A 19,543-nucleotide genomic window follows, 5' to 3' on the forward strand; every position below is an offset into this window, starting at 1 on the left:
AGAGGCCATGTACGCCTGCGAGCGCGTCGACCTCGGCTTCATCGAGAACGCGCCATTCCGATTCCGCAACAGTGTCGATCTCGCCATCACACCCGAGCAGCTGTTCGAGGTGCTCGCCGACGCCGAATCCTGGCCGCGCTGGGCCCCGGTGATCACCAAGGTGACCTGGACCAGTCCCGAGCCGCGCGGCGTGGGCACCACCCGCATCGTCGAGATGCGCGGCGGCATCGTCGGCGACGAGGAGTTCATTGCGTGGGAACCGTTTAGCCACATGGCATTTCGGTTCAACGAGTGCTCGACGCGCTCGGTGGCCGCATTCGCCGAGGATTACCGGGTGGAAGTCATTCCCGGTGGCTGCCGGCTGACCTGGACCATGGCGCAGCAGCCGGCCGGCCCGGCGCGGCTGGCGATGTTGTTCGCCGGGCCGCTGCTGAACCTGGGCCTGCGCCGGTTTCTGCGTAATCTGCGTAGCTATACCGATGCGCGCGCGGCCCAGCAGCATTAGGAGGGTGCGATGACCTTCAACGAGGGTATGCAGATCGACACCAGCACCGCGGAGTCGTCCGGCGGTATGGGCGGCATGGGCATGGCCGTCGGGGGCGGCGGCGTCGGGCTCCTGATCCTGCTCGCGGCGTTGTTCTTCGGCGTCGACCCCAGCCGCGTGATGAACTCCCAGCAGATGAACACGGGCGGCTACTCGGCGCCCGGGTTTGACCTAGGCCAGTGCAAGACCGGCGCCGACGCCAACAAGTACGTGCAGTGCCGCGTGATCGCCACCGGCAATTCGGTGGACGCGGTCTGGCATCAGCTGATGCCGGGCTACACCCGCCCGCGCGTACGGCTCTTCACCGGCCAGGTGGAGACCGGCTGCGGCGCGGCCACCACCGCGGTCGGGCCGTTCTATTGCCCGGTGGATCAGACCGCGTACTTCGACACCGACTTCTTCCAGGAGCTGGTCGACAAATTCGGTTCCAGCGGTGGACCATTCGCGCAGGAGTACGTGGTCGCCCACGAATACGGCCATCACGTGCAGCAGCTGCAGGGCGTCCTGGGCCGTTCGCAGCAGGGCGCGCAGGGCGCCGGCGGCAACGGCGTGCGCACCGAGTTACAGGCGGACTGCTACGCCGGCATCTGGGCGCACTACGCGTCGACGGTCAAGCAGGAAAGCACCGGCGTGCCGTACCTGCAGCCGTTGAGCGACAAGGACATTGCCGACGCGCTGTCGGCCGCGGCGTCGGTGGGCGATGACCGCATCCAGCGGGAGACGACCGGGCGCGTCAACCCGGAGTCGTGGACGCACGGGTCCGCCGCGCAACGGCAGAAGTGGTTCACCATCGGGTATCAGACCGGTGACCCGCACCAGTGCGACACCTTCGCCGCCACGAACCTCGGCTAGGCGGCAAGCAGGCCCTTGAGTTCGGCGCTTACCCGGTCGGCCGGGCCGCGCAGGTGACGGTGGTGGTCGCGTCCTGCTGCGCGACCACCTGGCCGTCCACAGCGATCTCGCAGTGGAATGAGGCCGGACCGTTGCCCGAATCCGGCCAATGCAGCATGCCGCTGGCGCTGATGCTCGCCCACTGCGTCGGGTTCGCCATGGTGACGGTGTAGGTGACCGGCGTTCCACCGCTGAGCGGAGCCTGCACGCTGGTCATGAACTTCGACGGGTCCGCATCGTAGGCGGCCTGGCTGGGCGGATCGGCGTTCACGTAGTTGACGGTGGCGGTCAGATTGTTGGGGCTCGACACGGTGTACGTCACCTGATGGCCGGCCGGATCCGCATAGGAGGTCGCGGGCGTGACAGCCACTGCTGCAGCTGCCGCAAACGTTGCCGCGGCGACCACGCTGGTCACATTTCGCACGTTGGTCATATCGAAAACGCTACCGGATCCGTTACCCCGGGAATTTGACCCGAAAGTCCCTACGATGCAGCTGTGCCCACCGCATTCGTGTTGTCCGGCGGCGCCAGCCTCGGAGCGATCCATGTCGGGATGCTGCTCGCCCTGGCCGACGAAGGGGAATCGCCCGACCTGATCGTCGGCACGTCCGTCGGCGCGGTCAACGGCGGGTGGATCGCGTCGCGGCCCGACGCCGCCGGGATTCGCGGCCTCGCCGACCTGTGGGTGTCGCTGTCGCGACGCGACATCTTCCCCACCCATCCGCTTGCCGGGGCGCTGGGCATGCTTGGTCGCCGGTCGCACCTGGTCCCCAACACCGGATTGCGGCGCCTGCTCGCCGAGAAATTGGAGTTCGAACGTCTCGAGGACGCGCCCGTCCCGCTGCACGTGGTGGCCACCGACGTCATCTCCGGCACCGATGTGCGGCTGTCGTCGGGCGACGCCGTCGACGCGATCGCCGCCAGCGCCGCGATCCCGGGCGTCTTCCCGCCGGTGCGCATCGACGGCCGCCACCTGATGGACGGCGGCGTGGTGAACAACACCCCGATCTCGCACGCCGTCAAGCTCGGCGCCGACCGGATCTGGGTGCTGCCGACCGGCTACTCGTGCGACCTGCCCGCGGCGCCCAAGACGGCTGTGAACATGGCGTTGCACGCCATGACCCTCGCCGTCAACCACCGCCTGGCCGTCGACGTCGAGCGCTTCGAACAGGACATCGACCTCCGCGTGATCCGGCCGCTGTGCCCGGTCGCCACGTCGGGAGCCGACTTCTCGCACGGGGCAACGCTGATCGAGCGGTCGCACGCGGCCACCCGCGAGTGGCTCGCGGCGCGCCCGCCGGCCGAAGGCCAAGCCGGATTGCTCGAACCGCATCGCCACTAGGTCGCCCGGCTCGGGTATGAAGCAAGCATGAGCGACGACTCGGAGCGGGCCGGCGGGATCAGCCGCCGCCGGCTGCTCACCTCAACCGCGGCCTCCGCGGTGCTGGGCGGCGTCGGGGTCGGCGGGGCCGCGCTGCTGTGGTCGGGCCACGCGCATCCCCGGGGCCCGGCGCTGTGGCACCAGCCGGATCGCGGCGCGGCGCCGCCGGTGGCCGGGCTGCACCTGCAATTCGGCAGGAATGCCGCCACCGAGGTGGTGGTGTCGTGGCACAGCACCGACGCCGTTGGCAATCCACGAGTCATGCTGGGCACCCCGGCGTCCGGATTCGGCCGCACCGTGGCGGCCGAGACGCGCACGTACCGGGACGCCAAGTCCAACACCGAAGTTCGCGTCAACCACGCCCGCCTGACGAACCTTACCCCGGATACCGACTACGTCTACGCCGCGCTGCACGACGGCGCCGACCCGGAACCCGGAACGGTGCGCACCGCGCCGGTGGGGCGAAAACCGCTGCGCTTCACCAGCTTCGGCGATCAGTCCACACCGACACTGGACAAGCTGCCCAACGGCGGCTACGGCACCGACAACATCGGTTCACCCGCGGCCGGCGACACCACGCTGGCGATCGAACGGCTCGGCCCGCTGTTCAACCTGGTCAACGGCGACCTGTGCTACGCCAACCTGGCGCAGGACCGAATCCGCACCTGGTCGAACTGGTTCGAGAACAACACCCGCTCGGCGCGCTATCGGCCGTGGATGCCGGCGGCGGGCAATCACGAGAACGAATTGGGCAACGGCCCAATCGGTTACGGCGCGTATCAAACGTACTTCCAAGTACCCGATTCGGGATCCGGCCCGGAGATGCGCGGCATGTGGTACTCCTTCACCGCCGGCTCGGTGCGGGTGATCAGCCTCAACAACGACGACGTCGCCTTTCAGGACGGCGGCAACTTCTATGTGCACGGCTACTCCGGCGGCGAGCAAAAGCGCTGGCTTGCAGGCGAACTCGCCGCGGCGCGGCGCGACCCCGATGTCGACTGGGTGGTTGTCTGCATGCATCAGACGGCGATCTCCACCGCCGACCGCCGCAACGGCGCCGACCTCGGCATCCGCGAGGAATGGCTGCCGTTGTTCGATCAGTACCAGGTCGATCTGGTGCTGTGCGGCCACGAACATCACTACGAACGGTCACATCCGCTGCGCGGGACGCTGGGCACCGATACCCGGACCCCGAGGCCCGTCGACACCCGTTCCGATCTCATCGACGCGACCCGGGGCACGGTGCACATCGTCATCGGTGGGGGCGGCACCTCCGCGCCGTCCAATGACCTGTTCTTCGCCCAGCCGCTATGCCGCGTGTTGACGGGTGTCGGCGCGTTCGATCCGGCGATCGGGCGCAAGCCACCGATCTATGCGATCGAAGATGCGCCGTGGTCGGCGTTTCGCGATCGCGACAACCCTTACGGCTTCGTGGCTTTCGACGTCGATCCGGGGCAACCCGGCAGCAACACCTCGATCAAGGCGACGTATTACGCGCTGCGCGGGTTGTTCGGCGCGGTCACCGTCGTCGACCAGTTCACGCTGACCAAACCGCGTGGCGACAAGCGGGCCTAAAACAGCGTCTGCTGAACGGGTTCCGGCGCCACCACCGCGGCAGCCCGTGGGACGGGGCGATGGTGGCCACCGAGCCGATGCTTCGCGATCAGCGGCGCGGCCCGGTCGCGCAACATGTCGCGGTAGGTGGTCGGGAGGTAGGCGCCGCGGCGGTAGAGGTCGCGATAGCGGCCGACCAGCTCGGGATGCGAGCGGGCCAGCCACGACATGAACCAGGCGCGGGTCGAGCCGCGCAGGTGCAGGCCGAAGACCGTGACGCCGGTGGCCCCCGCGGCCGCGATCTGGCCAAGCAGACCGTCGAGGTGCTCGACGGAATCGGTGAGATGCGGCAGCACCGGCGCGACCATCACGTGGCAGTCCAGGCCGGCATCGCGGATCGCGGTGATGAGGCCCAGGCGCGCCTGCGGCGTCGGGGTGCCGGGTTCGACGTCGCGGTGCAGCTCGGCGTCGGCCACCGCCAGCGACACCGCGACCGATACCGCAACGTGTTGGGCCGCTTCGCAGATCAGGGGCAGGTCGCGGCGCAGCAGCGTGCCCTTGGTCAGGATCGACAGCGGCGTGCCGGAGTCGGCGAGGGCGCCGATGATGCCCGGCATCAGCGCATAGCGGCCCTCGGCGCGCTGGTAGGGATCGGTGTTGGTGCCCAGCGCGACGGCCTCGCGGCGCCACGACGGGCGGCGCAGCTCGCGGCGCAGCACGTCGGCGACGTTGGTCTTGACCACCACCTGGGTGTCGAAGTCGGTGCCGAAGTCGAATTCCAGATATTCATGGGTGGGGCGCGCGAAGCAGTAGCGGCAGGCGTGCGAGCAGCCGCGATAGCCGTTGACGGTGTAGCGGAACGGCAGCGCCGCCGCGTCCGGGATCTTGTTCAACGCGGACTTGCACAGCACCTCGTGAAAGGTGATCCCGTCGAACTGCGGCGCGCGCACGCTCCGGACGAAGCCGATCCGCTGCAGCCCGGGCAGGGCCCCGTCGTCGACGGGTTGCCCGTTGACCGCGACGGCCTGAGTAGCCCACCGCATCCACCTATTCGAACACTCGTTCGATGCGGCGTCAAGCCGGCTCGCGGCTAGAAGCCCGCGGGCAGGCGACTGATCTTGGGGTCCAGCGACACCACTGTGCTCGTATCCGGGCTCGCCTCCGGCGGATTCTTTCGTTCTTCGTATGCCGCCTCCAGGGTGGCCGGAAACCCTTCCAGGCCGCGATACACGCCCACCAGTTGCTCGAGGATCTTGATTCGTTGCTGGCTCGCCTCGTCGACCGTCCGCCGGGCCTGCTCACGATACTGATCAGCCCCCTGCTTGGCGTCGGCAAGCAGCTGCTCATGCTCCCGTCGGGCGGTGTTCCACGCGTCCTCGATCGCCGATTGCGCTTCGGCGCGCAACCCGGCCAGTTCGGCGTCTTGCTTCTTTTTGGTTTCCTCGTACTCGGCGTCGAGCGCTTTCCGCTGCGCGGCAATATCCGCCAACAGCTCCTTGTACTTTCGCTGCGCGGCCTCGTTCTTGGCTTCGGCCGAAGCGATCAGCGCCGCTGACTCGGCGCGCGCCTCGGCTTGCATTTCGGAAACCTCTTCGATCGTGCGCCGCAGCAGGGCCGCGATCCGCTGTTGCATCGCGTACGGCGACGGTGAACTTTCGGTCAGGGCGGCGACTTCGTCCCTGAGGACGGTGACATCAATCCGCAGCGCGGCCGCTTCATCGCCGCATTCCTTCAGCTGGGTTCTGAGGCTTTCATTTTCGTCGATCAGCGACTGCTGCTTGCTGATCAGCTTCTCGATATAGGCATCGACCGCGGCCGGATCGTAGCCTCTGAGGATGCGAGCGAATGTCGTTGCGGGTTCGGTTATCACTGCCATTCCCCCTTCTGACTGAAAACGCATGTAGACCCGGGGAGATCGATCCAAAGTCGAGTATTCCACGTTCACGCATCCGCCGGAATAAGCCATTTTCTCCGGCTTTCGGTATTCGTCAGCGCGGTTCAGCCCGGCACCCCGGCGGGATGGTCAACGCCGAAATAGCAAGCGCGGCAAACCTACGTCAGGCCGTCCTCCAGGTAGCGCAGCGAGTATCTGCACTGCGGCTCGGACTCGAGCTCCGACTGCCAGGTGGCCCTCTCCCGGATCGCATCCGTCGATCCATAAACCCGGCGATTGCAGCCCTGGCAGGTCAGAAGTGTGTACATCGTGTCTCCGCCACGGGGCCATTCCTCGCGGGCTCTGTCGGGCACCTCGATCGCAATGGACTGCTGCTCCGTGTTCTGGATCAGTTGGCCGGCGACGTGTCCCTCGGGGCACATCAGGTCCATGGTGAGTAATCCCTTGCCGGTCATCAGCGCCCCAGGCTCGAAAGTACCTCGGCGACAACCGAATCCACCGGCACCGAGACCTGCTCACCCGAGCCGAGGTCCTTCACCCCGATCGTGCCGGCCTCGAGATCGCGGTCACCGGCGACCAGCGCGAAGCGGGCACCGGAACGGTCCGCCGCGCGCATCGCGCCCTTGAGCCCGCGGTCGCCGTAGGCCATGTCGACGCGGACTCCGGACGCGCGCAGCTGCCCGGCCAGCACCGCCAGCCGCAGCTTGGCCGGTTCGCTCAGCGGCACACCGAACACCTCGCAGCGCGTCGTCTCCCCCACGCTCTTGCCCTCGGCCCGCAACGCCAGCAGGGTCCGGTCCACGCCGAGCCCAAACCCGATGCCGGACAAGTCTTGTCCGCCAAGCTCGCGCATCAGGCCGTCGTAACGGCCGCCGCCGCCGATGCCGGATTGCGCGCCCAGGCCGTCGTGCACGAACTCGAACGTCGTCTTGGTGTAGTAGTCCAGCCCGCGCACCATCCGCGGATTGAGGACATACGGCACGCCCAGCGCGTCCAGGTGCGCCAGCACGCTGTCGAAATGCTGCTTGGCGACATCGGAGAGGTGGTCGAGCAGCACCGGCGCATCGGCCGTCATCGCCCGCACCTCGGGACGTTTGTCGTCGAGCACCCGCAGCGGGTTGATCTCGGCACGGCGACGGGTCTCCTCATCAAGTGAGAGCCCAAACAGGAAGTCCTGCAACAGTTCCCGATATTGCGGGCGGCAGCTGTCGTCGCCCAGCGAGGTGATTTCCAGCCGGAACCCGTCCAGGCCCAGCGAGCGGAACCCGGCGTCGGCGACGGCGATCACCTCGGCGTCCAGCGCCGGATCGTCGACACCGATCGCCTCCACGCCCACCTGCTGCAGCTGGCGATAGCGGCCGGCCTGCGGACGCTCGTAGCGGAAGAACGGGCCGGCGTAACACAGCTTCACCGGCAGCGCGCCGCGGTCCAGGCCGTGTTCGATCACCGCCCGCACCACCGAGGCCGTGCCCTCGGGCCGCAGCGTCACCGAGCGGTTACCGCGGTCGGCGAAGGTGTACATCTCCTTGGACACCACGTCGGTGGATTCGCCGACGCCACGGGCGAACAGCGCGGTGTCCTCGAAGATGGGTAGCTCGACGTCGCCGTAACCGGCCCGACGGGCCGCGGCGAGCAACCCGTCGCGCACGGCGACGAATTGCGCCGACTCAGGCGGGATGTAGTCCGGCACCCCCTTGGGGGCGACAAACTCCGTCACGAGCTCAGGCCTTCGAGGAACGGGTTGAAACGTCGTTCGGCGCCGATCGTGGTGGAGGGGCCGTGCCCCGGCAGCACGACGGTCGCGTCGTCGAGCACCAGCAGTTTGTCGACGATCGAGGTCAGCAGGTCGCGGCCGCTGCCCCCGAACAGGTCGGTGCGCCCGATGGAGCGCTCGAAGAGCGTGTCTCCCGTGAACACCACATCTTTGTCCGCGGAGACCCGGAACACCACCGAGCCGCGGGTGTGCCCGGGTGTGTGATCGACATTGACAGTCACGCTGCCCAGGTCGATCTTGTCGCCGTCGCGGTCCAGCTCGACCACCTGCTTGGGCTCGCGGAAGAACGCGCCGGCCACCACCTGGGCCAGCCGCGGGCCCAGGCCGTAGATCGGGTCTTTCAGCATGAACCGGTCCTCGGGATGGATGTAGGTCGGGCAGCCGAACGTGTCGGAAACCTTCTGCGCGGACCACATGTGGTCGATGTGGCCGTGGGTGAGTAACACCGCCGCCGGAGTCAGCCGGTTCTCGTCGAGGATGCGCCGCAGCGCGCCCATCGCGCGCTGCCCCGGGTCGACGATGACGCAATCCGTTCCGGGCCGCTCGGCCAGCACGTAGCAGTTGCACTGCAACACGCCGGCGGGAAATCCGGTGATCAACACGGTTCCCAGTTTCCCACGGGGCCCGGTTGACACCGGGCACCGCGCCCACATTAGCCTGAGCAGGCAAGTTGGCCCCGAATGAAGCAACCATGGAGGCATACCGGCCGTGCCGACCAACGAACAGCGACGAGCGAACGCCAAGCGCAAACTCGAACGGCAGCTGGAACGCCGCCAAAAGCAAGCCAAACGGCGCCGGATCGCGCTCATCGCAGGTGGCTCGATCGTCGCGGTGGCGATCGTGGCCGCCGTGGTGATCGCCGTGGTCAACAGCAAAAGCGAGCACAAGAACACCACCGCCGCCACGACCACCCCGGCCGGCAGCTCGGCGCCGGCCACGACGACCGCTCCGCAGACGGGCCAGGTACCGCCGTTGCCGCCGTTCAAGCCGACGGCCACCACCGGCGCCAACTGTCAGTACCCGGCGTCGCCGGACCCGGCCGCCAAGCCAGTCAAGCCGCCGCGCACCGGCAAGATTCCGACCGACCCGGCCCAAGTCAGCGCAAGCATGGCGACCAGCCAGGGCAACCTCGGCTTGATGTTGGCCAACAACGAATCGCCTTGCGCGGTCAACAGTTTCGCGAGCCTCATCGGCCAGAAATACTTCGACAACACCAAATGCCACCGGCTGACCACCTCGGCCACGCTGGGCGTCCTGCAATGCGGCGACCCCAAGGGCGACGGCACCGGCGGCCCCGGCTACCAATTCGCCAACGAGTACCCCACCGACCAGTACCCGCCAAACGACCCGAAGCTGCAGGAGCCGGTGGTCTACCCGCGCGGCACGCTGGCCATGGCTAACGCCGGACCGGGCACCAACGGCAGCCAATTCTTCATGGTCTACAAGGATTCTCAGCTACCGCCGCAATACACCGTCTTCGGCACCATCCAGGCCGACGGGCTGGCGACCCTGGACAAGATCGCCAAGGCCGGCGTCTCCGGCGGCGGCGAGGACGGGGCGCCCAACAGCGAAGTCACCATCAAGTCGCTGCTGCTGGACTAAACCCTCAAGCGGCGCAACATTAATCGCGCTTTGTTCGCGCGATTCCCACGACCGGGCGGTCGAAAGTTTATGGTCGTTGCGTGGGGAAGGAATCATTCGGCCATTACCAGTTGCTGGATGTCTTGGGTCGCGGCGGGATGGGACAAGTCTTCCGCGCCTACGACTCCAGCACCGACCGGGTAGTCGCCCTCAAGGTGCTGCCGACGCATCTCGCCCAAGACGCCGAGTTCCAGGAACGCTTCCGGCGCGAGGCACGCATCGCGGCAAGCCTCAACGACCCACACGTGGTGCCCATCCACAATTACGGCGAGATCGACGGTCAGCTGTACGTCGACATGCGGCTGATCGAGGGCCGCGACCTGGCGCAGTACATCACCGAGAACGGCGGGCGGCTCAGCCCGCAGCGCGCGGTCGCGGTGATCGAACAGGTTGCGGCGGCGCTGGACAGCGCCCACCAGGTGGGGTTGGTCCATCGCGATATCAAGCCGACGAACATCTTGCTCACCAACGCGCGAGATTTCGTCTACCTGATCGACTTCGGGATCGCGCGCACGGCCGCCGACACCGCGCTCACCCACACCGGGCACACGATGGGCACCGTGGCGTACATGGCGCCCGAGCGTTTCCGCGGCAGCACCGACCACCGGGCCGACGTGTATTCGTTGGCCTGCGTCCTGCACGAGTCCTTGACCGGAATCCGTCCGTTCCCCGGCGACAGCCTCGAAGAGCAGCTCAATGGGCACCTGAACACCGCGCCGCCGCGAGCCTCCATCACCGCCCCCGACGTGCCGGCGGCCCTCGATGCGGTGGTCGCCCGGGGAATGGCGAAGGACGTCGACGAGCGGTACCAGAGCGCGATCGAGCTGGCGGAGGACGCCAAGGCCGCGCTGGTCGGCACGGGCATCATGGCCGCGCCCGGTCCGGCGCCGTCGTCGCGAACACCGTTGCCGCCGCCACCCGCGCCGTCCGCTCCCGCGCCGTCCGCTCCTGCGCCGTCCGCTCCGACAGGCCAGGTCGACCCGCGGCTGGCGCATCACCCGCCGACGCACTCGAGACGTCTGGTCTTGGGCATCGTCGGGGCGTCGGTGCTGGCGCTGGCGGCGGTGACGGCCCTAGTCATCGCGCTGGTGACGCACAGCGACGCCCCCGCGAAAAACAGCGCGGCGTCCACGGCGCCCGCCGGGGGCAGGCCAACGAACCGCGCCCGGACCCCCAAACCCTCGGAGTCGGCCGCCCCGAGCGTGCCGCCGCTGCCGGCGTTCGCTCCGCCAGCCGACCTTGGCGCCAACTGTCAGTACCCCGCCGCTCCGGATCCGGCGAGCAAGCCTGTCACCCCGCCCCCATCCGGCAGGGTGTCCACCGAGCCCGCGGAGATCCCCGCCACCATCTCCACTAATTTCGGCAACATCGGCATCCGGCTCGCCAACAACAAGTCGCCGTGCGCGGTGAACAGCTTCACCAGCCTGGTGCGGCAACAATTCTTCGACAACACCGAATGCGGCCGGCTGACCAACATGGCCGACGGGGGCCTGTTGCTGTGCGGCGGCCCCGACAACGAGGGCACCGGTGGTCCCGGCTACGAATTCGCCGACGAATACCCCGCCAATCAGTACCAGGCCGGCGATCCCGCGCTGAGGGCGACGGTGGTGTATCCGCGTGGCACCATCACGATGGCCAACAACGGGCCCAACACCAACGGCAGCCAGTTCAACCTGGTATTCAAGGACACCGAGACGGAGCCGACCTCGACGGTGCTGGGCACGATCGACGAGGCGGGCCTGGAGACCATCGACAAGATCGTCAAGGGCGGCATCGCCGGCAATCGGGACCAGGGCATGCCCGCCAGCACGGTCACCATCACCTCGGTGCGCGTGGGCTGAGCCCGTCCGAGGCGCATTGCCCTAGGCCGCCTTTAAGCGGCAGACGTCACGCGGTACACGTCGTAGACGCCCTCGACATTGCGCACCACGTTGAGCAGATGCCCGAGGTGTTTCGGGTCGCCCATCTCGAACGTGAACCGGCTGATCGCCACCCGGTCACCGGAGGTGGTGACCGAGGCCGAGAGGATGTTCACCTTCTCGTCGGCCAGCACCCGCGTCACGTCCGAGAGCAGCCGGTGCCGGTCGAGCGCCTCGACCTGAATGGCCACCAGAAACACGGACGACGGCGACGGCGCCCAGAGCACCTCGATGATGCGCTCGGCCTGCTGCTGCAGCGACGCCGCGTTGGTGCAGTCGGTGCGGTGCACGCTCACCCCGCCGCCGCGGGTGACGAAGCCCATGATCTGGTCGCCGGGCACCGGCGTGCAGCATTTGGCCAGCTTGGTCAGCACGCCCGGGGCTCCGGGAACGGAGACGCCGACGTCGTCGGTGCTGCGCGGGCGTCGCAGCATGGTCGTCGGCGTGGACCGCTCGGCCAGCTCCTCTTCGGCCTGATCGATCCCGCCGAGCTCGGCCAGCAGCCGCTGCACGACGTGGCGGGCCGACACGTGTCCCTCACCGATCGCAGTGTAGAGCGCCGACACGTCGGTGTAGTGCAGTTCGCGGGCGACGGCGGCCATCGACTCGCCATTCACCAAGCGCTGCAACGGAAGTCCGCCGCGGCGTACCTCGCGGGCCATCGCCTCCTTGCCGGCCTCCAGCGCTTCCTCGCGGCGCTCCTTGGCGAACCACTGCCGTATCTTCGTCTTGGCGCGCGGCGAGACCACGAACTGCTGCCAGTCGCGCGACGGCCCGGCGTTGGGCGCCTTGGACGTGAAAACCTCGACGACTTCCCCGTTTTCGAGCTTGCGCTCCAGCGCCACCAGCCGCCCGTTCACCCGGGCTCCGATGCAGCGGTGGCCGACCTCGGTGTGCACCGCGTAGGCGAAGTCCACCGGCGTCGACCCGGTCGGCAGGGTGATGACGTCGCCCTTGGGGGTGAAGACGAAGATCTCTTGCACCGCAAGGTCGTAGCGCAGCGACTCCAGGAACTCGCCCGGGTCCGCGGCCTCCCGTTGCCAGTCGAGCAGCTGACGCATCCAGGCCATGTCGTCGATCTCGGCGGCGGCGTGCGGGTGCGGAAGTCCGTTGCGGCCCTTGGCTTCCTTGTAGCGCCAGTGCGCGGCGATGCCGTATTCGGCGGTGCGGTGCATGTCGCGGGTGCGGATCTGCACTTCCAGCGGCTTGCCCTCCGGACCCACGACGGTGGTGTGCAGCGACTGGTACACGCCGTATCTCGGCTGCGCGATGTAGTCCTTGAACCGTCCCGCCATCGGCTGCCACAGCGAATGCACCACGCCGACAGCGGCATAGCAGTCGCGGATCTCGTCGCACAGGATGCGGATGCCGACCAGGTCGTGGATGTCGTCGAAGTCGCGTCCCTTGACGATCATCTTCTGATAGATCGACCAGTAGTGCTTGGGGCGGCCCTCCACCGTCGCCTTGATTTTCGACGCGCCCAGCGTGTTGACGATCTCGGAGCGGACCTTGGCCAGGTAGGTGTCCCGCGACGGGGCGCGCCCGGCGACCAGCCGGACGATCTCCTCGTACTTCTTGGGGTGCAGGATCGCGAACGCCAGGTCTTCCAGTTCCCACTTGACGCTGGCCATACCCAGCCGATGTGCCAGCGGCGCAATGACTTCCAGCGTTTCGCGGGCCTTACGGGCCTGCTTCTCCGGCGGCAGGAAGCGCATGGTGCGCATGTTGTGCAGCCGGTCGGCGACCTTGATCACCAACACGCGGGGATCGCGGGCCATGGCGGTGATCATCTTGCGGATGGTCTCGCCCTCGGCGGCGGTGCCCAGCACCACGCGGTCCAGCTTGGTCACGCCGTCGACGAGATGGCCGACCTCCTCGCCGAATTCCTCGCTCAGCGCCTCGAGCGTGTAACCGGTGTCCTCCACGGTGTCGTGCAGCAGCGCGGCCACCAAAGTGGTGGTGTCCATGCCCAATTCGGCCAGGATGTTGGCGACCGCCAGCGGGTGGGTGATGTAGGGGTCACCCGAATGCCGCAACTGGGAGGCGTGGCGCTGGTCGGCGACCTCGAAGGCGCGCTGCAGCAGCTGGACGTTCGCCTTGGGGTAGATCTCCCGATGCACCGCTACCAAGGGCTCGAGCACGGGGTTGAGGGTGCTGCGCTGGGCGGTCATCCGCCGGGCCAACCGGGCGCGGACGCGGCGCGACGCGCTGCTGGGGGCCTTCAGAGTTTCGGCCGGCGGCTCCGGCGCCTCGGGAACCGGAGGCGGCTCCGCGGGCGTCTCTAAGGGCGCGTCAAGGGCTTGCGCCGCACCCTTGTCGTCCGCCACGGTGGTCACCTCCGACATCGAGGATATCGCGTAACCGCCAGGTTAGACGCAGCTCAAGCTGTGTACCGGCACGGGCGCAACCGCCTCGCGACCACCCAGTTCGACGAGTTCGGAGACGACGACCGCCGCGATGACGTTGGCCCCGGCCTGCTCGAGCAACCGCGTCGCGGCGGCGAGGGTGCCCCCGGTGGCCAGCACGTCGTCGATGAGCACGACGTCGCGACCGTTCAGATCGATGCCGTCGGCGGGGATTTCCAGGACGGCGCTGCCGTACTCCAGGTCGTACTCCTCCGCGTGCAGCGGCGGGGGTAGTTTTCCGCCCTTGCGGATGGCCAGCACGCCGGTGCCCAACCGCTCCGCGACCGCCCCCGCCACCAGGAACCCGCGGGAGTCGACGCCGGCCACCAGGTCAGCACCGGCAGCGATCTCCGCCAACGCGTCGGTGATCGCGGCGAGCGCGTCCCGATCGGCGAATAGCGGGGTGAGGTCCTTGAACTGGACACCGGGCTTGGGAAAGTCGGCCACGTTCCGGGTCAGCGAGGCGATGATCTTGTCCAGCAAAGTGTTCCCCCAGACGCTAGTCACCGCTCTTTTATTGTACTAGGGCCCATCTGTCCATGTTCCAGCCCGCCCCCCAGCGTGTCGGATTCGTGCTCACGGCATACGTTTTCTTCGACATCAGCAGCGTGCGCTGCTGGCGGTACAGGGGCAACGTCGGCAAATCGCCCCACAGCACCGGGGCGCTCTCCGCCAGCAACCTGATCCGCTCGCTGGGGTCGGCGGACACCGCGAGCGCGCCGATTATGCCGTCTATCTGGGGGTTCGCGTAGCCGGACAGGTTGTTGCCGTTGCCGCTGTGCAGGTCGTAGGCGTCCATCGCCGACGACCCCGTCGAGCCGCTGCCCGCGGCGCCCCCCGTGCTCGCCAGCAACACGTCGATCTTTCCGTCCTTGAGCGCCTGGGGGCCGGGGCCGTCCAGGGTGGGGTTGACGACGGTGATACCGGCCGCGGCGCACGATTTGGTGATCTCCCCGATCGTGACCGCCAGCCGCGCATTGGGTCCGTGGTAGCCGATCCGCACCGTCAGCGGCGCGCCGTCCAGCGCAGCGCGCGCGGCGACGGCGTCCGCCTTGCCGTACGGCGCGGCCTCGGCGGCCCCGTCGCCGGCGGCGATGGCGTCGTCGGTGGCCGGGGACAGCCGCGAGTTGGCGATCGGCACGCCGGCGTCGTGCGCGATCGTGTCGCGCGGCGTGCACAGCGCTAGGGCCCGGCGCGCCTTCGCCTGGGCCAGCGGTCCCTGCGATGCGAAGATCAGCTGCTCGATGCCGGCCGACGGCGAATCGGTGCGCTGGTAGTTGTCCGGGGTGGCCAGCGTGCCCGACGACCCGGCCGCGACGTCGACCACGTCCACGCTGTGGTTGTTGACCCGGTCCTGGATGTCGGGAGCCTGCGGCGACACGGTGATCCGTTTGGTGATGGGCTTGGGGCCCCACCACCGGTCGTTGGCGACGAGCACCACGGCGCCGCCGTCCAGGATCGACTGGATCTTGTACGGCCCCGACGACGGAAAGCGCTTGAGGTCAACGCCGGGCTTGAGATCCCAGGTGGTGTTCCACAGCTTCGCGATCTGCGCGACCAGGCCCGCGTTGTTGTTCAGCAGCGCCGCGGTCACATCGCCGTTCAGCTGGTCGGCGATGACGTGCGACGGCATCATCGAGGTCGCCGTGAACAGTTGCGTGTAATCGACGACGCTGCGGTCCGGGACGAACGACACGCGCGCCTTCTTCTGCCCGGGCGAGCACTCGATGTTGGCGATGTCGACGTAGCCGGCCTGGGTGGCGGCGTCGAACCCGGGGAACCGCCCGGATTGCGCCGCCCACGCCAGCACCAGGTCGTCGCAGGTCACCGGCTTGCCGTCGGAATAGACCGCGTTGTCGGCGATCTGGTAGTCGAGCACCAGCGGCGCGCCGCCGACCACCGAGATGGTGCCGAAGTCGTGATCGGCGACGACCTGGCCGTCGGGCCCGTGATAGCCGAAGCCGGTCAGCGTGCGCGCGAACGCCTGCGCGCCGGCCGAGGCGGCGCCGACGACGGTGTTCGTGTTGTAGGTGGGCAGGCCGCCGTCGACCACGTAGTCGATCTGCGACGCGGCGCTGCCCGAACAGGCGGTCAGCGTGCAAGCCGTCGTGAGGATCACGGCCAAAGCGGCGGCAGCCGACCCCCTCAGGCTCCCCCGGCCGCCCCACACGTGACTACCGCCGGCCGGCGTTTCGCTTGCCGGTCGGGCGCCGGGTACCGGTGGGACGCACCGGCCGCGCCCCCGGCGCCGGCTTGTTCGATGCGGGCTTGCTCGACTCCGCGGACGGCTCGGCCACCTCAGCCGCCTCGGCGCTCTCCTCGGCCGGCTCTTCGGCGGTGTCCTCGTGCGAGGGCTTGCGCCGCCGGACCACGCGACGGGTGTGGCCACGCACCAGCTCGGTGCGCTCGCGCAGCGAGACCAGCAGCGGGGTGGCGAAGAAGATCGACGAATAGGTGCCGACAATGATGCCGACCAGCTGCACCAGCGCCAGGTCCTTCAGCGTGCCCACGCCCAGCAGCCACACCGCCACGACCATCAGGGCCAGCACCGGCAGCACCCCGATCAGGCTGGTGTTGATCGAGCGCATGAAGGTCTGGTTGATCGCCAGGTTGGCCTGCTCGGCGAAGGTGCGCCGGGTGGTGTGCTGGAAACCGTGCGTGTTCTCCTCCACCTTGTCGAACACGATCACCGTGTCGTAGAGGGAGAACCCGAGGATCGTCAGCCAACCGATGACCGTGGCCGGGGTGACCTCGAATCCCACCAGCGAGTACACCCCGGCGGTGACGGCGAGGTCGAAACACATGGTCGTCAGCGCCGAGATCGCCATATAGCGCTCGTAGCGCACCGTGATGTACAGGCTGACCAACGCCACGAACACCACCAGCGCGATCAGCGCCTTGTCGGTGATCTGGTCGCCCCAGGTTTCCGACACCGCCGAGTCGCTGATGGCCTGCTTGCTGGGCTTACCGTCGGTGCCCTTGGGCTGGAACGTGTCGAACAGCGCGTTGCGCAGTTTCGACGTCTGGTCGTTGGACAGCGTTTCCGAGCGAATCTGCACCGTGGCCGACGCGCCGCTGCCGACGATGACCACCGATTCCGCGTCGCGGCCAAGCGTCTTCCGGAAGACATCGGACACCGCGGCGGCCGTCGCGGTGCCACGCGGCATCGACACGGTGGTGCCGCCCTTGAAGTCGATCCCAAAGGTGAAGCCGCGCAGGATGATGCTGACGATCGCGACCGCGACGATCGCGCCGCTGATCCCGTACCAGAGCCCACGGCGCCCGATCACCTCGAACGCGCCGGTCCCGGTGTAGAGCCGGGTGATGAAGCTGTGGTGCGGCAGCTGGGCGGACGCGCCGGACGTCAGCTCGACGGCACCCTCGGTGGCTTCGGTGATTTCGACCGCGTCCGTTTCCGTCTTGCTTTTGGGGGCCTTGGAGGCAACCATGCGCTATCCCTGTCCCGTCTTCACGTGCGACGCAGCCCGGCGTTCGCGGGCAACCTGCTGAACGGCCCCCAGGCCGTTGTACGCCGGCTTGGCCAGCGTCGGAGACTTGGACGCCAGGTATACCAGTGGCCAGGTCACCAAGAACACCACCACGAGGTCGAGGATCGTGGTCAGCCCCAGGGTGAACGCGAATCCCTTGACCTGGCCGATGGCCAGGAAGTACAGCACCGCGGCGGCCAGGAAGGTCACCGCGTTGCCGGACACGACGGTCTTGCGCGCCCGCACCCAGCCTCGTGGCACCGCCGATCGGAACGAACGGCCTTCGCGGATCTCGTCTTTGATGCGTTCGAAGAACACCACGAACGAGTCGGCGGTGGTGCCGATGCCGATGATCAGACCGGCGATACCCGCCAGGTCCAGGGTGTAGTTAATATATCGGCCCAGCAACACCAAGATCGCGAAAACCATTGCGCCGGAAGCGGTTAGCGACAGCGCCGTGAGCAATCCCAGCACCCGGTAATACAGCAACGAATACAGCAGCACCAGGACCAATCCGATCGCACCGGCGATCAGGCCCGCATGCAAGGACGTCAAACCCAGTGTCGCGGAAACCGTTTGGGCTTCCGACGATTCGAAGGACAGCGGCAGCGATCCGTACTTCAGCACGTTGGCCAGCTGGCGCGCGGTGGACGCGGTGAACGGCGGATCACCGCCGGTGATCTGGGTGCGTCCGCCGGGGATGGCTTCCTGGATCATCGGGGCGCTGACGACCTGCGAGTCCAGGGTGAACGCGGTCTGAGTACCGATATGGGCGGCGGTGAAGTCGGCCCACGTGTTTGCCGCAGCGGTCTTGAATTGCAGGTCGACGACGTAACCGAGCCCGCGCTGGTTCATCCCCGACGTGGCGTCCTGGATCTGGTCGCCGCTGATGATCGACGGCGCCAGCAGGTAGGCCATCTTGTGGTCGGTCGAGCAGGTAATCAGGGGCAGGGCCGGGTCGTCGTTGCCGGCCAGGAGGTCCTCTTTGTCGCAGTGTTTGGCCTGCACTTCCAGCGCGATCGTCTGAATGTACTGATTGGTGCTCTGCCGCAACGCTTTCTGGTCGGCGATGCGCTCGGCGAGATCCTTGCGCGGATCCGGCGGCGGTGCTCCCGGCTGGCCCGGGCGCCGGCTGGCCGGGCACCGGCGGCGTACCGGCGGGCGGGGCCCCGGGCGGCATTCCGCCGGGCGGGGGCTGCTTCGGTTGGGCGCCCTGCGCCGGCACCGCGTTGAGCACCGGTCGGATGTAGAGCCGCGCGGTCTGACCCAGGTTGCGGGCCTCGTTGCCGTCGTTCCCGGGCACCGTGATGACCAGGTTGTCACCGTCGACGACGACCTCCGACCCGGAAACGCCCAGCCCGTTGACGCGCGCGCTGATGATCTGCTGCGCCTGCGCCAACGCCTCCCTGCTCGGGCGCGAACCGTCGGGGGTGCGTGCCGTCAGCGTGACGCGGGTGCCGCCCTGCAGGTCGATACCGAGCTTGGGGGCGGCCCGCTTGTCCCCGGTGAGAAATACCAGCAGATACACGCCGACGAGCAACAACAAGAAGCCCGACAGGTAGCGGGCGGGGTGCACCGGCGCCGAAGACGATGCCACGTTCCTTCATATCTCCTTGCGAATCGGTTTCTACCCCGACAGAGCCTACGTGGCGCCCTAGGAATCCTCGGTCACCCGGTGATCGTCGGCGGAGTCCTCGTCGTCTTCGTCGTAGTCTTCGGCGTCCTCCGGCTCGATCCGGTCCCGGACGGCCAGCTTCATCCAGGTGGTCACGATGCCGGGCGCGATCTCGAGGTCGACGGTGTCGTCGGCGATGGCGACGACGGTGGCCTGCAGGCCGGACGTGGTGTGCACCCGGTCGCCGGGCTCCAATGACTCGTGCAGGTCGATCGTGGCTTGCATCGCGCGGCGCTGCCGCCGCGACGCGAAGTACATGAAGCCGCCCATGATGAGCAGGAACGGCAAGAACAAGACCAAACTATCCATCAACCCGTCTTTCGTCTCGGTATTTCTCTCGTAAGGGTCCAGTGTGCCCGTCCGGTCTGGCAGCTCAC

17 protein-coding genes and 1 pseudogene are annotated in these 19,543 nt (G+C 68.0%); 6 read left to right on the forward strand and 12 right to left on the reverse strand.

Features of this window, described 5'->3' with window-relative positions; genetic code table 11:
- Positions 1 to 7 precede the first annotated feature (7 nt).
- A complete protein-coding gene (locus tag A5744_RS22540; protein WP_076064596.1) occupies positions 8 to 505 on the forward strand; it encodes an SRPBCC family protein in 498 nt (165 codons plus the stop codon).
- A 9-nt stretch (positions 506 to 514) separates the two neighbouring features.
- A complete protein-coding gene (locus A5744_RS22545; RefSeq protein ID WP_076064597.1) occupies positions 515 to 1,396 on the forward strand; it encodes a neutral zinc metallopeptidase in 882 nt (293 codons plus the stop codon).
- Between the two features lie 28 nt (positions 1,397 to 1,424).
- Here the strand turns inward: A5744_RS22545 and A5744_RS22550 are convergent, their stop codons facing one another.
- Positions 1,425 to 1,868, reverse strand: coding sequence for a hypothetical protein (locus tag A5744_RS22550; protein WP_076064598.1), 444 nt, complete (start codon positions 1,866 to 1,868; stop codon positions 1,425 to 1,427).
- A 63-nt stretch (positions 1,869 to 1,931) separates the two neighbouring features.
- On the opposite strand from A5744_RS22550, the gene A5744_RS22555 reads away from it, so the two are divergent.
- Together A5744_RS22555 and A5744_RS22560 are read left to right on the forward strand one after the other, a co-directional pair.
- Entirely contained in the window at positions 1,932 to 2,777 is an 846-nt protein-coding gene (locus A5744_RS22555; RefSeq protein ID WP_076064599.1) for a patatin-like phospholipase family protein, read from the forward strand.
- A gap of 27 nt (positions 2,778 to 2,804) precedes the next feature.
- Positions 2,805 to 4,391 (forward strand): metallophosphoesterase family protein, encoded by a 1,587-nt coding sequence (locus tag A5744_RS22560; RefSeq protein WP_076064600.1) that lies wholly within the window; start codon positions 2,805 to 2,807, stop codon positions 4,389 to 4,391.
- Here A5744_RS22560 and A5744_RS22565 read toward each other — a convergent pair.
- From A5744_RS22565 to A5744_RS22585, 5 genes are all read right to left on the reverse strand, one after another.
- Positions 4,388 to 5,413 (reverse strand): Rv2578c family radical SAM protein, encoded by a 1,026-nt coding sequence (locus A5744_RS22565; RefSeq protein ID WP_076064601.1) that lies wholly within the window; start codon positions 5,411 to 5,413, stop codon positions 4,388 to 4,390. The two genes, A5744_RS22560 and A5744_RS22565, sit on opposite strands and share 4 nt — an antisense overlap.
- Before the next feature lie 47 nt (positions 5,414 to 5,460).
- Positions 5,461 to 6,240, reverse strand: coding sequence for a DivIVA domain-containing protein (locus tag A5744_RS22570; RefSeq protein ID WP_076064627.1), 780 nt, complete (start codon positions 6,238 to 6,240; stop codon positions 5,461 to 5,463).
- 182 nt (positions 6,241 to 6,422) lie between these two features.
- Positions 6,423 to 6,719, reverse strand: a complete 297-nt coding sequence (locus tag A5744_RS22575; RefSeq protein ID WP_076064602.1) for a hypothetical protein — start codon at positions 6,717 to 6,719, stop codon at positions 6,423 to 6,425.
- Entirely contained in the window at positions 6,719 to 7,981 is a 1,263-nt protein-coding gene (hisS, locus tag A5744_RS22580) for a histidine--tRNA ligase (RefSeq protein ID WP_076064603.1), read from the reverse strand. Before hisS ends, A5744_RS22575 begins: the two co-directional genes overlap by 1 nt.
- On the reverse strand, positions 7,978 to 8,640 hold the full coding sequence (locus A5744_RS22585; RefSeq protein WP_076064604.1) for an MBL fold metallo-hydrolase: 663 nt from the start codon (positions 8,638 to 8,640) through the stop codon (positions 7,978 to 7,980). Before A5744_RS22585 ends, hisS begins: the two co-directional genes overlap by 4 nt.
- Positions 8,641 to 8,746: 106 nt before the next feature.
- Here A5744_RS22585 and A5744_RS22590 point away from each other — a divergent pair, with 106 nt between their 5' ends.
- On the forward strand, positions 8,747 to 9,640 hold the full coding sequence (locus A5744_RS22590) for a peptidylprolyl isomerase (protein WP_076064605.1): 894 nt from the start codon (positions 8,747 to 8,749) through the stop codon (positions 9,638 to 9,640).
- Positions 9,641 to 9,720: 80 nt separating this feature from the next.
- Entirely contained in the window at positions 9,721 to 11,520 is a 1,800-nt protein-coding gene (locus tag A5744_RS22595; protein ID WP_076064606.1) for a protein kinase, read from the forward strand.
- A 32-nt stretch (positions 11,521 to 11,552) separates the two neighbouring features.
- On the opposite strand, the gene A5744_RS22600 is transcribed toward A5744_RS22595, so the two are convergent.
- The 6 genes and pseudogenes from A5744_RS22600 to yajC form a co-directional block, all read right to left on the reverse strand.
- On the reverse strand, positions 11,553 to 13,925 hold the full coding sequence (locus A5744_RS22600) for a RelA/SpoT family protein (protein WP_076064628.1): 2,373 nt from the start codon (positions 13,923 to 13,925) through the stop codon (positions 11,553 to 11,555).
- A 42-nt stretch (positions 13,926 to 13,967) separates the two neighbouring features.
- A complete protein-coding gene (locus A5744_RS22605) occupies positions 13,968 to 14,510 on the reverse strand; it encodes an adenine phosphoribosyltransferase (RefSeq protein WP_240563157.1) in 543 nt (180 codons plus the stop codon).
- Between the two features lie 7 nt (positions 14,511 to 14,517).
- Positions 14,518 to 16,152 (reverse strand): ABC transporter substrate-binding protein, encoded by a 1,635-nt coding sequence (locus A5744_RS22610; RefSeq protein WP_076064630.1) that lies wholly within the window; start codon positions 16,150 to 16,152, stop codon positions 14,518 to 14,520.
- Between the two features lie 25 nt (positions 16,153 to 16,177).
- On the reverse strand, positions 16,178 to 17,452 hold the full coding sequence (gene secF / locus A5744_RS22615) for a protein translocase subunit SecF (RefSeq protein WP_076064607.1): 1,275 nt from the start codon (positions 17,450 to 17,452) through the stop codon (positions 16,178 to 16,180).
- A gap of 3 nt (positions 17,453 to 17,455) precedes the next feature.
- Positions 17,456 to 19,088, reverse strand: a pseudogene (gene secD / locus A5744_RS22620) (protein translocase subunit SecD).
- A 57-nt stretch (positions 19,089 to 19,145) separates the two neighbouring features.
- Positions 19,146 to 19,475: a preprotein translocase subunit YajC gene (gene yajC, locus A5744_RS22625; protein ID WP_076064608.1), complete on the reverse strand. Its 330-nt coding sequence runs from the start codon at positions 19,473 to 19,475 to the stop codon at positions 19,146 to 19,148.
- Between the last annotated feature and the right edge of the window lie 68 nt (positions 19,476 to 19,543).

The sequence above is a fragment of the Mycobacterium sp. IS-1264 genome, assembly GCF_001954195.1.
Lineage (GTDB): Bacteria > Actinomycetota > Actinomycetes > Mycobacteriales > Mycobacteriaceae > Mycobacterium.

Excerpts from the sequence above, each read along its gene's own strand:
- A5744_RS22540 (WP_076064596.1), top strand. The coding sequence starts at position 8 with ATGTACGCCTGCGAGCGCGTCGACCTCGGCTTCATCGAGAACGCGCCA.
- A5744_RS22560 (WP_076064600.1), top strand. The coding sequence starts at position 2,805 with ATGAGCGACGACTCGGAGCGGGCCGGCGGGATCAGCCGCCGCCGGCTG.
- yajC (WP_076064608.1), bottom strand. The coding sequence starts at position 19,475 with ATGGATAGTTTGGTCTTGTTCTTGCCGTTCCTGCTCATCATGGGCGGC.
- A5744_RS22575 (WP_076064602.1), bottom strand. The coding sequence starts at position 6,719 with ATGACCGGCAAGGGATTACTCACCATGGACCTGATGTGCCCCGAGGGA.
- A5744_RS22550 (WP_076064598.1), bottom strand. The coding sequence starts at position 1,868 with ATGACCAACGTGCGAAATGTGACCAGCGTGGTCGCCGCGGCAACGTTT.
- A5744_RS22565 (WP_076064601.1), bottom strand. The coding sequence starts at position 5,413 with ATGCGGTGGGCTACTCAGGCCGTCGCGGTCAACGGGCAACCCGTCGAC.
- secF (WP_076064607.1), bottom strand. The coding sequence starts at position 17,452 with ATGGTTGCCTCCAAGGCCCCCAAAAGCAAGACGGAAACGGACGCGGTC.
- A5744_RS22545 (WP_076064597.1), top strand. The coding sequence starts at position 515 with ATGACCTTCAACGAGGGTATGCAGATCGACACCAGCACCGCGGAGTCG.